This window comes from Chromobacterium sp. Rain0013, from assembly GCF_015291765.1.
GTDB classification, from domain to species: domain Bacteria; phylum Pseudomonadota; class Gammaproteobacteria; order Burkholderiales; family Chromobacteriaceae; genus Chromobacterium; species Chromobacterium haemolyticum.
Map to the genome: position 1 here is coordinate 879664 of NZ_CP031514.1, position 15879 is coordinate 895542.

The 15879-nt window shown below is 64.9% G+C and carries 19 protein-coding genes; 3 read left to right on the forward strand and 16 right to left on the reverse strand.

Going from position 1 to position 15879, the window contains the following annotated elements; translation table 11 throughout:
• Window positions 1-4 precede the first annotated feature (4 nt).
• The 10 genes from DXT74_RS04110 to DXT74_RS04155 form a co-directional block, all read right to left on the reverse strand.
• The gene (locus DXT74_RS04110) at window positions 5-817 is read right to left on the reverse strand and encodes a DUF2145 domain-containing protein (RefSeq protein WP_231138267.1); all 813 of its coding nucleotides are present in this window, start codon (window positions 815-817) and stop codon (window positions 5-7) included.
• The gene (locus DXT74_RS04115; RefSeq protein WP_043639380.1) at window positions 804-1262 is read right to left on the reverse strand and encodes a hypothetical protein; all 459 of its coding nucleotides are present in this window, start codon (window positions 1260-1262) and stop codon (window positions 804-806) included. The genes DXT74_RS04110 and DXT74_RS04115 overlap by 14 nt, the downstream gene beginning before the upstream one ends.
• Window positions 1263-1323: 61 nt before the next feature.
• Window positions 1324-4050: a DEAD/DEAH box helicase gene (locus tag DXT74_RS04120; protein ID WP_081555918.1), complete on the reverse strand. Its 2727-nt coding sequence runs from the start codon at window positions 4048-4050 to the stop codon at window positions 1324-1326.
• Between the two features lie 41 nt (window positions 4051-4091).
• Window positions 4092-5369, reverse strand: a complete 1278-nt coding sequence (gene hemL / locus DXT74_RS04125; RefSeq protein ID WP_081555917.1) for a glutamate-1-semialdehyde 2,1-aminomutase — start codon at window positions 5367-5369, stop codon at window positions 4092-4094.
• A gap of 157 nt (window positions 5370-5526) precedes the next feature.
• Complete coding sequence (locus DXT74_RS04130) at window positions 5527-5988, reverse strand: CYTH domain-containing protein (protein WP_019103557.1); 462 nt, start codon at window positions 5986-5988, stop codon at window positions 5527-5529.
• 67 nt (window positions 5989-6055) lie between these two features.
• Window positions 6056-6526 carry a hypothetical protein gene (locus DXT74_RS04135; protein ID WP_081555915.1) on the reverse strand — a complete coding sequence of 157 codons (471 nt, stop codon included), beginning with the start codon at window positions 6524-6526 and terminating at the stop codon, window positions 6056-6058.
• Window positions 6527-6539: 13 nt separating this feature from the next.
• Window positions 6540-6956: a CopD family protein gene (locus tag DXT74_RS04140; protein ID WP_043639393.1), complete on the reverse strand. Its 417-nt coding sequence runs from the start codon at window positions 6954-6956 to the stop codon at window positions 6540-6542.
• A gap of 73 nt (window positions 6957-7029) precedes the next feature.
• Window positions 7030-7386, reverse strand: coding sequence for an MmcQ/YjbR family DNA-binding protein (locus DXT74_RS04145; protein ID WP_194427386.1), 357 nt, complete (start codon window positions 7384-7386; stop codon window positions 7030-7032).
• Between the two features lie 2 nt (window positions 7387-7388).
• Window positions 7389-8207 carry a M48 family metallopeptidase gene (locus DXT74_RS04150; protein ID WP_043639399.1) on the reverse strand — a complete coding sequence of 273 codons (819 nt, stop codon included), beginning with the start codon at window positions 8205-8207 and terminating at the stop codon, window positions 7389-7391.
• Window positions 8208-8295: 88 nt separating this feature from the next.
• Window positions 8296-8460 (reverse strand): rubredoxin, encoded by a 165-nt coding sequence (locus DXT74_RS04155; RefSeq protein WP_039756174.1) that lies wholly within the window; start codon window positions 8458-8460, stop codon window positions 8296-8298.
• A 108-nt stretch (window positions 8461-8568) separates the two neighbouring features.
• On the opposite strand from DXT74_RS04155, the gene DXT74_RS04160 reads away from it, so the two are divergent.
• Window positions 8569-9411: a hydroxymethylpyrimidine/phosphomethylpyrimidine kinase gene (locus DXT74_RS04160; RefSeq protein ID WP_194427387.1), complete on the forward strand. Its 843-nt coding sequence runs from the start codon at window positions 8569-8571 to the stop codon at window positions 9409-9411.
• The gene (gene thiE, locus DXT74_RS04165) at window positions 9395-10021 is read left to right on the forward strand and encodes a thiamine phosphate synthase (RefSeq protein ID WP_194427388.1); all 627 of its coding nucleotides are present in this window, start codon (window positions 9395-9397) and stop codon (window positions 10019-10021) included. Before DXT74_RS04160 ends, thiE begins: the two co-directional genes overlap by 17 nt.
• A 71-nt stretch (window positions 10022-10092) precedes the next feature.
• Here the strand turns inward: thiE and DXT74_RS04170 are convergent, their stop codons facing one another.
• Together DXT74_RS04170 and DXT74_RS04175 are read right to left on the reverse strand one after the other, a co-directional pair.
• Window positions 10093-10377, reverse strand: coding sequence for a hypothetical protein (locus DXT74_RS04170; protein ID WP_194427389.1), 285 nt, complete (start codon window positions 10375-10377; stop codon window positions 10093-10095).
• A gap of 391 nt (window positions 10378-10768) precedes the next feature.
• Window positions 10769-11566, reverse strand: a complete 798-nt coding sequence (locus DXT74_RS04175) for a hypothetical protein (protein ID WP_081555911.1) — start codon at window positions 11564-11566, stop codon at window positions 10769-10771.
• A 493-nt stretch (window positions 11567-12059) separates the two neighbouring features.
• On the opposite strand from DXT74_RS04175, the gene DXT74_RS04180 reads away from it, so the two are divergent.
• The gene (locus DXT74_RS04180; RefSeq protein ID WP_194427390.1) at window positions 12060-12431 is read left to right on the forward strand and encodes a cupin domain-containing protein; all 372 of its coding nucleotides are present in this window, start codon (window positions 12060-12062) and stop codon (window positions 12429-12431) included.
• On the opposite strand, the gene DXT74_RS04185 is transcribed toward DXT74_RS04180, so the two are convergent.
• The 4 genes from DXT74_RS04185 to DXT74_RS04200 all read right to left on the reverse strand — a co-directional run bounded on the left by DXT74_RS04185 (window position 12385) and on the right by DXT74_RS04200 (window position 15633).
• Complete coding sequence (locus DXT74_RS04185; protein ID WP_081555910.1) at window positions 12385-13239, reverse strand: amidohydrolase; 855 nt, start codon at window positions 13237-13239, stop codon at window positions 12385-12387. The two genes, DXT74_RS04180 and DXT74_RS04185, sit on opposite strands and share 47 nt — an antisense overlap.
• 11 nt (window positions 13240-13250) lie before the next feature.
• The gene (locus DXT74_RS04190; RefSeq protein WP_081555909.1) at window positions 13251-13514 is read right to left on the reverse strand and encodes a hypothetical protein; all 264 of its coding nucleotides are present in this window, start codon (window positions 13512-13514) and stop codon (window positions 13251-13253) included.
• Window positions 13515-13553: 39 nt separating this feature from the next.
• Window positions 13554-14822, reverse strand: a complete 1269-nt coding sequence (locus DXT74_RS04195) for an MFS transporter (protein ID WP_114153164.1) — start codon at window positions 14820-14822, stop codon at window positions 13554-13556.
• A gap of 76 nt (window positions 14823-14898) precedes the next feature.
• Entirely contained in the window at window positions 14899-15633 is a 735-nt protein-coding gene (locus DXT74_RS04200; RefSeq protein WP_196783821.1) for a GntR family transcriptional regulator, read from the reverse strand.
• Window positions 15634-15879 lie beyond the last annotated feature (246 nt).

A 15879-nucleotide genomic window follows, 5' to 3' on the forward strand; every position in this document is an offset into this window, starting at 1 on the left:
CCATTCAGGGCGCGGGGATTTCCAGCACCTGCCAGCCTTCGTTGCGGGCCTGCAGGAAGTTCATCACCGAATCCACGGTCACGGTCTGGATGCGGTCGGCGTAGCGCATCTCGTTGGGGTGGTCGTCGAAGGCGACATTGGCCTTGAACATGCGGCTGCCCAGCCGCGTCAGCGGCCCCAGCTTGAGTTCCGAGGGCGCGTAGCCGTTGAGCTTCAGCCACATCTGCGCCTGTTCGCGGTTGGCGATGCGGGCTTCCTGGCTGGCCGAGGCCGCCAGCGTTTCCAGCACCCAGGTGTTGGAGTTTTCGTAGCGGGTGGCGAAGGGATAAGCCAGCAGGCTGTACTGCGGGGTGTGCAGTTCGCGCAGCCGCGGCGGCGCTTGCAGCCGTTCGCGCAGCCGCGCGGCCAGCGCCGGAGGCGGCAGCAGCGCCACCGACTCGAAGGAATGCATATCGTCGAGGAAGAAGTTGCCCAGGCCCTCGTACCACAGGTCGGAGTTGGCGCTGCCGCAGTCGTTGAGCAGGTGGGCGACGCGCCAGCGGCCTTCCGCTTGGCGGTAAGCAATGCCGACATGGGTGTAGCGCAGCTTGAAGCGCGACAGGTCCTGGCCGACGCGGCCGATCACGGCAACGTCGCCGCCGCTGGCGTCCAGCTTTTGCCGCAGTTGTTCGGCGGCGGCCATCGCCTTGCCGAAGGTGGCCGGGGTGATGGTTTGCTCCTCGCAGCTGCGGCCGGCCAGAGCGGCTTGCGGCAGCAGCAGGCAGAGCGCCAGGCCGAGGCCGGCGAGACGGGCGGGCAGAGCGTCAGGACGGGACACGGTTGTGCTCCAGAAGGGTCTCGCCCAGCTTGTTGGGGATGAAGGCCAGCACTTTGCCGGAGGTGACCAGCATGGTGCCGCTGGCCACCGCGCTCACTTGCACCGAGGCGCCGACCGCCGCGCCGGTGGCTTTCAGCGCCTTGCCGGATAATTCCACCACCAGCTTGGCGCCGCCCTGCACCGCGTCCAGCGACATCTTGACGGTGTCGCCGGCGCCTTGGGCCAGGCCGGTGATCACATAGGCGCTGCCAGTGACCGCCAGCACCGGAGCCAGCAGCGATTCGCCCTTGCCCTGGGCGCTGCCGGCCACGCTGATTGCCGGGGCGGTGACGATGGACAGGGTGCCGACGGAGATTTTCTCGGAGGCGGTGTCAGTCTGGGACAGGCCGGCCCAGGCGGGCAGCGCGGACAGCAGCAGGCTGGATAGCAGGAGGGCTTTGAGCATGGATAATCCTGGATCACGGAAATGACGCCAGCTTGCCCATTTTATGACGAAAGGGCAATGCTCAGCTTTGGCGCAATAGTGCCAACAGCGCCGCGCCGTCCAGCCGCGCACTGAGATCGCCGCCGTCCAGCAGGCTGTCGGCCAGCTCGCGCTTGCTGGCATGCAGCGCCACGATTTTTTCTTCTATGGTGTGCTGGGCCACCAGCCGGTACACCGTCACCGGCCGCTGCTGGCCCATGCGGTAGGCGCGGTCGCTGGCCTGGTCCTCCACCGCCGGGTTCCACCACGGATCGAGGTGGATCACGTAGTCGGCGGCGGTCAGGTTGAGGCCGGTGCCGCCGGCTTTCAGGCTGATCAGGAATACGTCGCCGTCGCCGGCCTGGAACGCGTCCATGCGCGCCTTGCGTTGCGCGCCGGGCACCGCGCCGTCCAGGTATTGGTAGCGGATGCCCTGCTCGTCCAGCCACCGGCGGACGATGGCGAGGTGGTCGACGAATTGGCTGAACACCAGAGCCTTGTGGCCGTTGTCCAGTAGCTCCAGCATCAGTTCGCGGAACAGCGCCTGCTTGGCTGAGGGCAAGGCGCTGTCCGGCTGGGTCAGCGTCGGGTGGCAGCAGAAGCGGCGCAGCCGGGTCAGTTCGGCCAGCACCTGCATCGCGCCGCCCTCGGCTTCGCCCGGCTGGCCCAGCTTGTCCAGCGCCTGCTGGCGCATCGCCTCGTAGACCTCCATTTCCGCCTCGCTCAGCGGGATGGCGCGGGTGATGTCGGTGCGCGGCGGCAGCTCGGTCAGCACCTGTTGCTTGGTGCGGCGCAGCAGATAGGGGCGGATCAGCGCTTTCAGCGCTTCGCGGGCGTCCTCGTCGCCGTCCGCGATGGGTTGGGCGAAGCGCTGCTGGAATTTGTCCTCGCTGCCCAGCAGGCCGGGCGCGACGAAGCGGAACAGGCTCCACAATTCGCCCAGATGGTTTTCCACCGGAGTGCCGCTGGCGGCCAGGCGGAAATCGGCGTAGAGCGCGTGGGCGGACTGCGCGCGCTGGCTGGCGGCGTTTTTGATCGCCTGCGCCTCGTCCAGCACCACGCTGGCCCAGCGCACGTCGGCGAAGGCGTCGGCGTCGCGCTGCAGCAGGCCGTAGCTGGCGACCACCAGATCGCCGGGGCCGGCGACGTCCAGCCGTCTGTGTTGTTGGTAGGGGAGCAACCGCAGCCCGGGCGCGAAGCGGGCGGCTTCGGCCAGCCAGTTCAGCGCCACTGAAGTGGGCGCCACCACCAACTGCGGGCCGAGCGCGGCGCGACTGAGCAGGAGCGCCAGCGTCTGCACCGTCTTGCCCAGGCCCATATCGTCGGCGAGGCAGGCGCCGGCACCCCAGTGGGCCAGCCGCGCCAGCCAGCTGTAGCCTTGCAGCTGGTAAGGCCGCAACGTGGCGCGCAAGCCGGCCGGCACTTCGGGTTCGAAGTTTTGCAGCGATTGCAGCCGCCGCCATTGTTCATTCCAGCCCGCGTCGCCGTCGAAGGCGCCGGCCTCAGCCGCCAGTTCGCCCAGCCGGGGCGCGGCCAGCGGGCTCAGGCGCAGGCCGCCGGGCCCGGCGTGGTCGGCCAGCAGCGTCAGTTGCCGCAGGCGGGCGGCCAGGGAGTCGGACAGCGCCAGCCAGTCGCCGTCGGATAGGCGCAGGTAGCGGCCGGATTGGCCGGCCAGCGCCTCCAGCAGGTGGCGCAGCGCCAGAATGTTGCCATCGTCCAGCCCCAGTTCGCCGTCCACTTCCAGCCAGCCGCCCTTGCGTTTGGCGCTTAGTTTCAGTTGCGGCAGGCCGACGCCGGCGCGGATGCGCTGGCGCTGGCCGGACGGCCATTCGCATTGCAGGGTGTCGGCGTCCAGCGTCTGCAATTCGGCCAACAGGTCCAGCGCCGTCTGCTGGCCGTCCACCACCCATTCGTTGCCGTCGCGGCGGGCGGCGGCCAGGGTTGGGCAGGCGGCGTGAACCCTGCGCTGGCGGGCGCGTTCGGCGGCAAGGTCGCGCTTGAGCTGCTGCGCGGCGCCGTCCACGCTAACCACCAGGCCGGGCGCGCCGCGGCCGGGCGCGTACAGTGCGCTGGCCGGGTGCGGGCGCACTTTCAGCTGCAGCCGCAGGCCGGCGTCGTCCAGCCGCAGCAGCGCGCGCAGCGTGGCGTCGGCCGGCTGGCTGGGCAGGCTGTCGTCGAAGCTGGCGCTGACGTCGTGCAAGGGCAAGTCCGGCGCGATGTCGCGGATGGCGTCCAGGACTTTCTTGCGGGCGTGCCAGGGCAGGCTCAGGCTGTGGCCGAGCAGGGCGGCAATCTGGCGCACTTCCTCGTCCAGCCGGTAGACCGCGAGCCGGTCCGGCGTGAGCTTGCGCCACAGCACGCCGGCACAGGCGGCGATGCCGGGCGGGCTCAGCCGCAGCGTGATCTGCTCGCCCTGGCGCTCCAGTTCCAGCGCCACTTGGCCGGCTTCCATCCGCAGCGGCTGTTCCGGCGCGTCGGCCCAGTACAGCGCCGGGTGGCCGACCAGCAGCGGCAGCGCGGCGAGTGCGTCCAGCGCCGCATGGCCGTCGGCGGCGATGTCGGCCTGCAAGGCGGCCAGCGCGCGCAGGATCAGCCGGTCCTGGCCGCTGAGCCAGTCCAGGTTGTCTTGCTCCGCCAGCAGTCGGGCCAGCGGCAAGCGCCGGCCGCGGCCATAGCCGTCGGGGCCTCGTGTTTGCGTGCAGGGCTGCAGCTCGACGCCGGAGGCTTCGACGCGCAGCCGCCAGGCCAGGCGGGTGGGGGAGAGGGGCATGCGGGAAGGCGCCGCCGCGCGGAACGCGGCGGCTTTCAGGTTTAAACGCGGCTCAGCGCGCGGCCGGCGGCGGCAATGGTTTGCTCGATGATCTCTTCGCTGTGGGCGCTGGAGACGAAGCCGGCCTCGTAGGCGGACGGCGCCAAGTAGACGCCTTCGTCCAGCATCGCGTGGAAGAAGCGCTTGAAGCGTTCGATGTCGCAACGGGTGGCTTCGGCGTAGGACTTGGGCGCTTGCTCGCTGAAGTAGAAGCCGAACATGCCGCCCACGCTGTCGCTGCTCATGGTCACGCCGGCCGCGCGCGCGGCGTCGGCCAGGCCCTGGGCCAGGCGCGCGGTGCGGCGGCCCAGCGTTTCATGGAAGCCCGGCTGCTGGATCAGCTTGAGGGTGGCCAGGCCGGCGGCCACCGACAGCGGGTTGCCGGACAGGGTGCCGGCCTGGTAGACGTTGCCCAGCGGCGCGATGCAGGCCATGATGTCGGCGCGGCCGCCAAAGGCCGCCAGCGGCATGCCGCCGCCCACCACCTTGCCCAGCGTGGTCAGATCCGGCTTGACGCCGTGCAGGCCCTGGGCGCAGTTCAGCGCCACGCGGAAGCCGGTCATCACTTCGTCGTAGATCAGCACCGCGCCGTGTTGTTCGGTCAGACTGCGCAGCGCCTGGACGAACTCGGCCGACGGCTGGATCAAATTCATATTGCCGGCGATCGGTTCCAGGATGACGCAGGCGATCTGGCCGCCGATTTCGCGGAAGGTCTTCTCCAGTTGTTCGACGTCGTTGTACTGCAGCACCAGGGTGTGCTTGGTGCAGTCGGCCGGCACGCCGCCGGAGGACGGGTTGCCGAAGGTGAGCAGACCGGAGCCTGCCTTCACCAACAGGCTGTCGGAGTGGCCGTGGTAGCAGCCTTCGAACTTGACGATCAGATCGCGCCCGGTGAAGCCGCGCGCCAGGCGGATCGCCGACATGGTGGCCTCGGTGCCGGAGGACACCAGGCGAACTTGCTCGACTGAGGGCAGCAGCTTGCGGATTTCCTCGGCGATCAGCACCTCGCCCTCGGTGGGCGCGCCGAAGGACAGGCCGCCGACGGCCGCTTCCTGCACCGCGCGCACCACGTCCGGGTGGGCGTGGCCGACGATGGCAGGACCCCAGGAGCCGACGTAGTCCAAATACTGTTTGTCGTCGGCGTCCCAGAAATAGGCGCCTTCGGCGCGCTTGACGAAGCGCGGCGTGCCGCCGACCTGGCCGAAGGCCCGCACCGGCGAGTTGACGCCGCCGGGGATGGATTTCTTGCCACGTTCAAACAGCTCCAGATTGCGGGACATGTGCGTTTCCTTGTGGGCGGCCGCGGCCGCGGATGTAGGTTCGGATTGGGGCGGGCGCGGGGCCCGTGCTTAGCCGCCATTTTAACCGAGGCCGACGGCGGGAGGGTGTGGATAAGTCAAACCTCGGCCTGAGTGCTGTGGATAAGCTTGGGGGTGGCTACCAGCGGCTATAGGGGGTCTTGGACAGATAGGCGTTGGTGTAGCGGCCGTCCTCGGTGACTTCCTCGCCTATCCAAGCGGGCTTGTCGAAGGGAGTGCTCTCATCCGGCAGCTCTATTTCCGCCAGCACCAGTCCGGCGTTGTCGCCGAAGAACTCGTCCACTTCCCAAATGAAGCCGCCGTGTTCGATGCGGTGGCGCAGCTTGTCCACCACCATCGGACACATCGCCCCCATGATGGTTTGCGCGTCGGCCAGCGGTACCGGGTATTCGAATTCGTGGCGGCTGACGTTGCTGATATTGCTTTTCAGCGTCAGCCAAGCCTGATCGCCGACCACGCGCACGCGCACGGTGCGCTCTTTTTCCACCGATAGATAACCCTGGCGGTATTGCACGCCGGGGGCCAGGCCGCGCCAGTCGTCGCCGACGACGATGAAGCGGCGTTCGATTTCCACTGCCATTTTATGCGTACTCCTAGGAGCCGGTTCAACGCCGTATCGCCAAAGCGCGGCAGACATTGAACCGGTTCTAATGGGCGATCTGTTCGCCTTTGGGTTTACCGCAGGCTTCCGCCCGAGGCGAGATCTGCAGATACAGCGACAAGCTGCTGCGCTGTTGTTCGACGCCGCTGGCTTGCCCGTAAGGCGAGCTGCGCTGTGGCCAGCTTCCCACCAATTCCGGCTGCGTCCCGATCAGGGTCTGGGCGCTGACCACGCGCTTGCCCTCCTGATCGCTCCAGCTGACGCTGGCGTTCAGCAGCGGCTTGTGCTGGGCGCGCACCGCGGCGACGGTGCCGCCGATGCTGAGCAGGGCGTCACCCACCTCGCGCTGCCCGGAGAAGGCGCCCTTGGCGTCCACGCACATCGGCAGCCGCAGCAGCTCCGCGCCGTCGCGGCGCAGCGTGGCCACCACTTCCGGCGGCAGCGCCGGTTTGGGCGGCAGCGGGGTGGCGGCCCAAGCGGGCAGGCAGCCCAGCCACAATGCAATCCATTTGCGCATGCGATCCCTCTCCTCAGAATGGTTTGACCACCACCAGAATCACCACCGCCAGCAATACCAGCACCGGCAGTTCGTTGAACACGCGGAACCAGGTATGGCTGCGGCGGTTGGTTTTGGCGGCAAAGTCGCGGTAGAGCTTGCCGCACCAGCCGTGATAGCCGACCAGCAGCAAGACCAAGGTCAGCTTGGCGTGCAGCCAGCCGCCGCCTATGCCGAAGCCCAGCCACAGGCCAAGGCCGGTGGCCAGCGCCAGCGCGCCCAGCGGGGTCATGAAGCGATAGAGCTTGCGCGCCATCAGCAGCAGACGCTGGTATTCGGCATCCTGCTCCGCCAGTGCCAGATTGACATAGAGGCGCGGCAGGTAAAACAGCCCGGCGAACCAGGACACCACGAAGAAAATGTGGAAGGCTTTCAGGTAAAGGTAGCTCACGGTGTTTTTGTCGCTGAAGTGGGGGCTTTCGCGGACCGATGGACGGCGCGGAGCCGGGCTTGGCCGGGCGCGTTCACGCCGAGGCCTTGTAGCGTTGTCTGACGGCCTTGGGCAGCTTGGCCAGCACCAGCCGACGCGCATCGGCGATGCCCGCGTGCAACTGTTCCAGGCTCAGCGCTTCCAGCGAGGACACTTCTATCCAGCGCGCCCGCGCCAGATACGGCGCCGGCCGCACGCCGGGCAGGCCGCTGAGGACCAGAAAATCGTCGGCGGCCACTTTGTACATCACGTTATCCTCGTGGAACAGGGCGAACATCTTGCGTTCCAGGCTGAGCACGCGCCGGGTTTCCCACTTGATGTCGAACTCCGCGCCCGGCAAGGCGCGGGCCTGGGCCAGCAGGGCGTCCACATCCTCTTTGCGCAAGGCCATGTTCAGGTTTTTTTAGCCGCCTGATACAGCGGCATCACTTGCGGAATGCGCTGTTGCAGGTCGCGGATGCGGGTGGGGCCGGACGGGTGGGTGGACAGGAATTCGGCGCCGCCGCTATTGCCCGCCGCCATCATCTTGTTCCAGACATTCACCGCGGCGTTGGGGTCGTAGCCGGCGCGCGCCATCAATTCCAGGCCCATGATGTCGGCTTCGGACTCCATGGTGCGGCTGTTGGGTTTTGACAGCGCCACGTCGGCGGCCATCGCGGCCATGTCCATCTGGTTCTGCTTGAGCCCGGCCACCGCGCCCACCAGGGACAGGCCCACTTGCTGCGCGTAGGCCTGGCTCATGCTCTCGCGCGAGTGCTCGCGCAGCGCGTGCGAGATTTCGTGGCCGATGACGGCGGCCAGTTCGGCGTCGCTCAGCTTGAGCTTGGTGATCAGACCGGAGTAGACCATGATCTTGCCGCCTGCCATCGCGTAGGCGTTGGGTTCGTCATTGCGCATCACATTGACTTCCCAGCGCCATTTGGCGGCGTCGGGGCGGAATACCGGCGCTTGGGCGATCAGGCGCTGGGAGATCTTGCGCACCCGCGCCGTCATCGCCGCGTCGGTGTTGAGCTGGCCGGCGGCGCGAGCCTTGCCCAACTGCTGGGCGTAGGACTTGGCCGACATCTGCTCCACTTCCTGGCTGGACAGCAGCATGGTTTGGCCGCGGCTGACGCCGACGGCGCCGCCCTGGGTGGTGTTGACCTGGGCACAGCCGGCGAGGGCGGCAGCGGCCAGCAGGCCGGCCAGGGTTTTACTCCAGAAACTTTTCATTGCGGTATGGCCTCTTGAGCGCCCGGCTCCGTTTGACTGGCGAGCGGCGGCGCGGCGGGATATCGCGGCGGGCACGGGTTGAGCCGGCTCAGATTTCCACCATTTCGAAATCGTCCTTGCGCGCGTCGCAATCGGGGCAAGTCCAGTTGGGCGGAATGTCTTCCCACTTGGTGCCCGGCGGGATACCATCCTCCGGACGGCCGGCTTCCTCGTCGTAGATAAAGCCGCAGATCAGACACATCCAAGTACGCATCGCATCACCTTGTGATCGAGTAAAACAGTTATTCTAAGAGTGGTCCGCGAGACTGACAATGCGCCCGCCGGCCGCTCCGACCCTATACAGAACTAAGAGGTTTCAGTCTTGACCACTCAGCCCACTCCTCCCGTGGTCCTTACCCTGGCGGGCTCGGACCCTTCCGGCGGCGCCGGCATCCAGGCCGACATTCTGACGCTAGCCAGCCTGGGATGCCATCCTTTGTCGGTGATCACCGCGTTTACGGTGCAGGATACCGTCGGCATTAATGACTTTATGGTGTTGGACGCGGACTGGGTCAATGACCAAGCGCGTTTTCTGATGGAAGACATCCCGGTCACCGCTTTCAAGATAGGCATGCTGGGCAGTGTGGAGAACGTGGCGGTAGTGGCGCAGCTGATTGCCGACTACCCTGACATCCCGGTGGTATTGGACCCGGTGCTGGCCAGCGGCGGAGGCCACGAGTTGGCCGACGAGGACTTGATCGCGGCGATGCGCGACATGTTGATTCCGCAGGTGTCCATCCTGACGCCCAACAGCATTGAAGCGCGGCGCATCGCCAGCAACGACGCCGACGAGGACGAGGACCTGACCTTGGAGCAGTGCGCGCAGCGCATCCTGGCGCTGGGCTGCCCGCATCTGCTGATCACCGGCACTCACGAAAACACCAAGGAAGTGGTCAACCAGCTGTACGGCCCCGGCGGCCTGGTGCGTTCCGATTCCTGGGAACGATTGCCGGGCAGTTACCATGGCTCCGGTTGCACGCTGGCCTCGGCCATTGCGGGCATGCTGGCCACCGGCCTGTTGTTGCCGGAAGCGGTCAGGGAAGCGCAGGAGTACACCTATCAAGCCTTGCTGAACGGCTTCCGGCCCGGCATGGGGCAGTTCTTGCCGGACCGCATGTTCTGGGCGCGCGGCGACGACGAGGATGACGATGCCGGCCAGGCTTAAGGGACTGTACGCGATCACGCCGGACACCGAGGACAGCGCGCGGCTGTTGAGCCTGGCGCAGGCGGCTGCGCCGCACATCGATATTCTGCAATACCGCAACAAGAGCCCTAACGCGGCTTTGCGTCTGGAGCAGGCGCGGGCGCTGGCCGAGCTGTGTCGGCGCCACGGCGTGGTTTTCATCGTCAACGACGATGTGGAGCTGGCGGCGAGCGTTGGCGCGGATGGCGTGCACCTGGGACGAGACGATGCCGCCTTGAGCGCGGCGCGGCGGCGGTTGGGCGCAGGCGCGTTGATAGGCGCGTCTTGCTACGACAGCCTGGAGCGGGCGCGGCGGGCGGTAGCGGCCGGCGCCAGTTACGTCGCCTTCGGCGCGGTGTTTCCGTCCGGCACCAAGCCTGACGCGGCGCGCGCGGAGCTGGGGCTGTTTGCCGAGGCGCGAGGCTTGGGCGCGCCCTTGGTGGCGATAGGAGGCATTGATGCGGGCAACGCCGGACAGGTGCTGGCGGCCGGCGCGGACGCGATCGCGGTGATAGGCGGCGTGTTCGGCGCGGCGGATCCGGCTGGAGCCGCCTCGGAACTGGCGGAAATTTGCCGCCGGAGCGGACGCTGAAAGCAAAACCGCCGCGCATGGCGCGGCGGTTTGATAATGCTCTGGTTCTGGTTTGGTGCCTGTTCGCGATTTTAGATTTGGCTGGGTCGCGAACTGCTGTCAATCAAAGCCTTGCTGACCTCGCCGGGCTTGATGATGCCGTGCTCCACGCTGTAAGCCAACAGCTCAAGCAAGTAGTCGTGCCGGAAAATCAAGGAACCTTCCCATTCGCTGCCTTGCGCGCCTTGGATGGCGGGCAGGGTGATGATCACGCGTTCGCCTTCTATCGTGTCCAGCGCGAAGGCTTCCACGTTTCTGGCGATTCCCGATAACGATCTTGCAGAATGCTTGCCATAATTCAAGGCGCGTATGCTCATTGCTGACTCCTGTCGCATCATGGTTTCTCTTTGGCCCGCGTTGATCCTGAAATGGCCGCCGCGACAGCTCCCTGGCGTCGCGCTGCCGGCGCGGCCGTTTTGAGGCGGCGCGCATGGCGGAAGTCGCGGTTTGTGTTGCGCAGGGGGCCTGGCGGCGTTTCAAGTATTTTTTTGTCGAGCGGCCCGCATCTTGATAATGCGCCGCAGCGTCGCGCTGGAGAGCGCGGGCTGGCGGGATGCGTCAGCCGCTCAGGTGTGCCGCGTGATTGGAGCGGCGATGCCGGTATTGGGATGGCAGTCCGGTTGCGCGGCTTACCGCTCCAGGCTCAGAGCATAGCGTTTTTATGCTCATGGGGTAACTCCAGAAAAATGGAGAATGCCCCGTTGGCGATCACAATTGCTTGGAGCCGATCAGCCGGCTGAAAAGCGATGTCGGCATTTTTCGGTGCATGCCGGCGGCAATCAGCGCGTCGCATAATTCAGCGCGCCGCTGAGTGGGCAAGCCCAGTTTTTCGCAAATATAGTTCTTGCTCTTGATAATAGAATCCGCCACACGGGTTTTAGGCTTGGGGCGATATTTGTTCATGAAGTCGGCTATTTGCTTGAAGTCCCAGTTCAGCAACATCAGGAAGCAGACTTCCTGTTCGTACTCCGTCAATTCCACATCAAGCAGTTTCAATTCGCCTTGCACTTGCTCTATGCTGCAGCCGGCGCCAAATTCCAAAATGTAATTGGGCATCAGATTAATGAAGTTGGCGATTTCAATTTCATGAGCGTAGTAAATCGTGCCCAGGATGGAGCGCGTCGCCTCGTGCTTGAGCAGGTGCTTGGAGAACACCCGCGCCTTGAGGCCGTCCCCGTATTCATGCACGTTGAGAATGGAGACTTTGCGTGTAGGGTCGCAGGTCCTCATCAGAGCCAAGTCTTCCTGTACATAGCAATCGGCGAACTGGGCAGTGCCTTCGCAGGGCATTTCCTTATCCAGACGGTCCACTACATCGTCTCCACGTTTAAGCGCAACGATCCTGGCGTAGGCGTCGCTGGATGCCAGATGGCGGGAGTTGACGTCTTTTGCGCCAACGATCATGTCGGTTTGGCAGGAGATCTGGGAAACGGATTGGCGGAACTGAGCCACGAATTCGCTTTGTTCTTCGGAGAAGTGTTCAGGGGATACGAGCTGATAGTCCATAGTGTGCGCCTGGTGCGGAGGTTTGTAATGTGAGGGTGCGCCGCGCTAGCCTCGCTGCCGCGTCGGCTGCGCCTAATGAGCTGTTTACGATCTGCTGTGAGCCGCTAGAGACCGTGTGCGATGCGTGCCGTCTTCGAAATGCGGGTGTACTACCTGTGCATGCCGCTTTCTCAGAGCTTGTTCAAAGTCTGCTGCGCTTCGGCGATACGGCGTTAAAAACGGGCTCAAAATGCTCATGTACCCCTCGTACACTCCGCTTTTTCGCTCGTTTTCGCCTTGTCTCGCTCTTGTTCTCTAAGCTTTGAACAGGCTCTAAGTTGGGCACTTATAGATTTTTTGTTTCGATAGTGTCAATGCGAATGGCCGTTTGGCCTTGATTAACTGTACTAAAGGATTAAAGTGCGCGGAGACCGAGAGAAATGCGAGCAGATTTGAAATAATTGATCGCGTTTAACCGTTCTTTTGTCCGAATTTACAGTTTGTTAGGAATGTCATGAAGGTGATTGATTGGAAGTTGGAGCTTGAAAACGGCGTTTACGACAAGAGCGTGGGCATCAAGATTTTGAAATTGGCCGGCGATGCCGGCTTCAGCACTTATTTAACCGAAATCGCTCCCGGCGTGGCGATCAACGGACATTATCATCGCCATGGCGACGAGCATTACCATATCGTCAGCGGCCGCGGGGAGATGAGGCTGGTGGATGTGGCTACCGGAGCGGCGCGGACCCAGGCCGTTGCGGAGCAGAGTTCCTTCGTGGTGTCGGCCAATACCCAGCATCAACTGAGCAATACCGGCGTCGCGCCGCTGGTGTTGATGTTCAGCTGTCCGGCCAGCCACCTAGCGGACGATCGACATTTTCTGTAGCGGGCGGCGCATCAAAGCGGAACAGCTCGGCAGGGGTGTCGTGGGTGATGCGTCGGCGGCGCTCCATGTCGGGCAGCCATTGCTCCAGTAGTTCCAATGTACGGGCGTAGCGGATGGAGCCGAACTGGGTATGAGGCCAATCGCTGCCCCACAGCAAGCGCCCCGGTCCCAGCGCGCTGTCCAGCAGCGGCAGCGCGGCGCGTGCGATGTCCTCGCCGCGTCCGGCCAGGCCGTTGCGATAGGCCGCGGAGATTTTGACCCAGATGCGGCCGCTGGCCGCGCCGGCGTCCAGCATGCGCCGGAAGCCGGGATCGTCCACCCCCAGCGCAGGATGCGGCCTGCCGAAGTGGTCGATGACCACCTTGACCCCGGCGTCCAGCAGCGGCGGCAGCAAGAGAGGCCAATCCTGTGCCGCGCGGTGCACCTCCACTTGCCAGTCCAGGCTGGCGGCATGCGCCAGACAGCGGCGCCACGCCGGTGAGTTCAGGTCCGGCAGCGGGCGGCCGATCAGATTGAGCCGCAGGCCGACGACCCCGGCGTCGTCCATGGCGCGCATGGCCGGCAGCGGGCAGTCCGGCGCTATCACCGCGATGCCGCGCAGCCGGCCCTCGCTCTCGCGTAGGCCCTGCAACAGATAACGGTTGTCGTTGCCCAGAAAGCTGGGTTGCACCAGCACGCCGCCGGCTATGCCAAATTGGTCCAGTTGCGCCAGATAGGCCTGCAAGGGCGCGTCCCGGTACGGCTTGTAGCGCAGCGGGGCGGCGCCGATCTGCCGGCGCAGGAAGATATGGGCGTGCCCGTCTATCATCGGCGCCGGGTTCAGCCGCAGGCCTGACAGGCGGCGTCGCGCGCCGCGCTCAGGTCCAGCGCCGCGTCGATGTCGGCTGCGTTCAGCACTTTATGCCGGATGCTGTGGGACAAGAGGGCGAGCAGGTAATCGCGCCGGAAAATCGGCGAGCCCTCCCATTCACTGCCGGCCGTGCCCAGGATGATGGGCGAGGTGATGATGACTCGCTCTCCCTGGATGGTGTCCAGGGCGAACTCGTCATCGGTGATCTGGTTGGCGATTTCGTCTAATGCCATGGTGACCTCACAATTTCGATGAAATGGCGCGTTTGCCGTTCAGGCCGGAGCGCGGGCGTTGCGGGGTTCCGGCCCGCGCGGGTCCGGCTGCGCATCATTCAGCGGCTTGCCCTTGGTCTCCGGCAGGCAGAACACGGCCAGCGCAACGATGGAATAGGCAATCGCGGCGCTGACGCCGATGGAGGCGCCCAAGGTCCAGCCGTCGCTCAGGTAACCCACCAGCAAGGGAAAACCGGCGGAGAGGATGCGGCCGAAGTTGTAGCAGAAGCCCACGCCGGCGCCGCGCATGCCAGTGGGGTAGATTTCATTGAACAGCGCGCCCAGGCTGGAGGGAATGCCGGCGGCGAAGAAACCCAGCGGGAAGCCCAGAAACAGCATCAGCGGATTGCTCAGCGGCGCAAACACATAGATCAGCACCGTGGCCACGCAGCAGACTGAGAACAGCAGCAGGTTGAGGCGGCGGCCGATGCGGTCCAGCAGGTAGGCGCTGGCCATGCAGCCGCACCAAAAGGCGACGATGATTACCGCCAGATAGCCGCTGGTGCCGAGAATGGACAAATGGCGCTCGGTCTTGAGGAACATCGGCAACCAGGTCATCAGCGCGGCGTAACCACCGTGCGCGCCGACGCCGATCAAGGCTCCGATCAGAGTCATGCGCAGCACGCCTGGCTTGAAAATATCCAGCAGGGGCACCGTGGGCGCAGCCTTGCGTTCGCTGCGCGGCGGCTCCGGGATATGGCGGCGGATATAGATGATGAAGAAGGCAGGCAGGATGCCGATGCCGAACATCACGCGCCAGGCGATCTCAGCCGGGAACAGCAGGAAGATCACCGAGTAAAGCAGCACCGAAGCGCCCCAGCCCACCGCCCAGGCGCTTTGCACCGAGGCCATCGCCTTGCCGCGGTGCTCCGGCCGAATGATCTCCGCCATCAAGACCGCGCCGGCGGCCCACTCGCCGCCGAAGCCGAAGCCCTGCAGCGCCTTGAACACCAGCAATTGTTCGTAGCTTTGAGCGAAGCCGGACAGCAAGGTAAACAGCGAGAACCAGATAATGGTGATTTGCAGCGCCAACACTCTGCCGATGCGGTCCGATACCGCGCCCATGATCCAGCCGCCCAGCGCCGACGCCACCAGAGTCACGCTGCCTATCATCCCGGCTTCAGCCTTGCTCAGACTGAAGGCGGCGATCAGCGCCGGAATGGCCAAGCTGAACATTTGCACGTCCAGCGCGTCCAGCGCCCAGCCTCCGAAACAACCCCAGAAGGTTTTGCGTTCGCCCGGCGAGACCTGCTTATACCAATGCAACATGATGCTGCCCTTTATGGTTCTTGCTTATTGTCGATGCGCCGCCTTGCGCCGCTGCCATGGCGCGGGCGGCGCGGAATCAGCGGATGTCCGCCTGGTAACGGAACTTGTCGGCGCGGCCGCGCACGCTGCGCCATTCCAGCGGGCTGCCGTCGTAAGCCTTGGCCAGGCGTTCCAGCACGATGGCCGGAGTGCCAGGCGCGAGTTGCAGCAGTTCGGCGTGCGGCGGGGCGATGGCTTCCGCGGTCAGGGTTTCGCGCGCGGAGGCCACCACCTGGTGACAGCAATCCTCATACAGCGGATACAGCAGGTCGCCGAAGCTGGGCAAAGGAATCGCCAGCAGAGCCTGGAATCGCGTCGCCGGCAGCCAGATCGATTCGGCCAGCAGCGGCTCGCGGTCCAGGTAGCGCAAGCGGGTCAGATGGATGGCCTGCCCGCCTGGAGAAAGTTGCAGGCTGTCGGCAATGGCCGGCGGCGGCGTCAGTTGCTCGCGGTGCAGGATCTTTGCTTCAGGGATGCGGTAATTGCCCGCCGCGTCGTGAAAGCGGAAAAAGCGCAGCAGCGAGGATTGGAAGTTGGCCGGTTTGATAAAGGTGCCTTTGCCCTGACGGCGTTCCACCATCTCGTCGGCCACCAATTGGTCCACCGCTTTGCGGATGGTGCCGATGGACGTGTGGAAGCGTCCCACCAGCTCCGCTTCGGTGGGGATGGCCTCACCGGGTTTCCACACCCGGTTGGCGATGTCGCGGGCCAAAGCGTCACGCACTTGCTGGTACAGGGGCAGGCGAAGATCCGCCTGACGCATGTCTGTCATATGGTCATATATATGAATTAATTTGATGGCCGCAACGATGACAAATTAATGAACGCCAAACAAGAGCTAAAACGTTTTATCAGGTCAAATCTGTACTAAAGGACGGTGTTTCTGCGTGAAGACGCGGGGGCGGGACGGGAAGACGGCGGGCAGGCCCGGCGATGCCGGGCTTGAGAATCTGTTCAAAGCCTCGTGAGCAAGAGAGAGGCAGGGCGAAAACGGCTGAGAAAGCGGAATGTCCGGGGG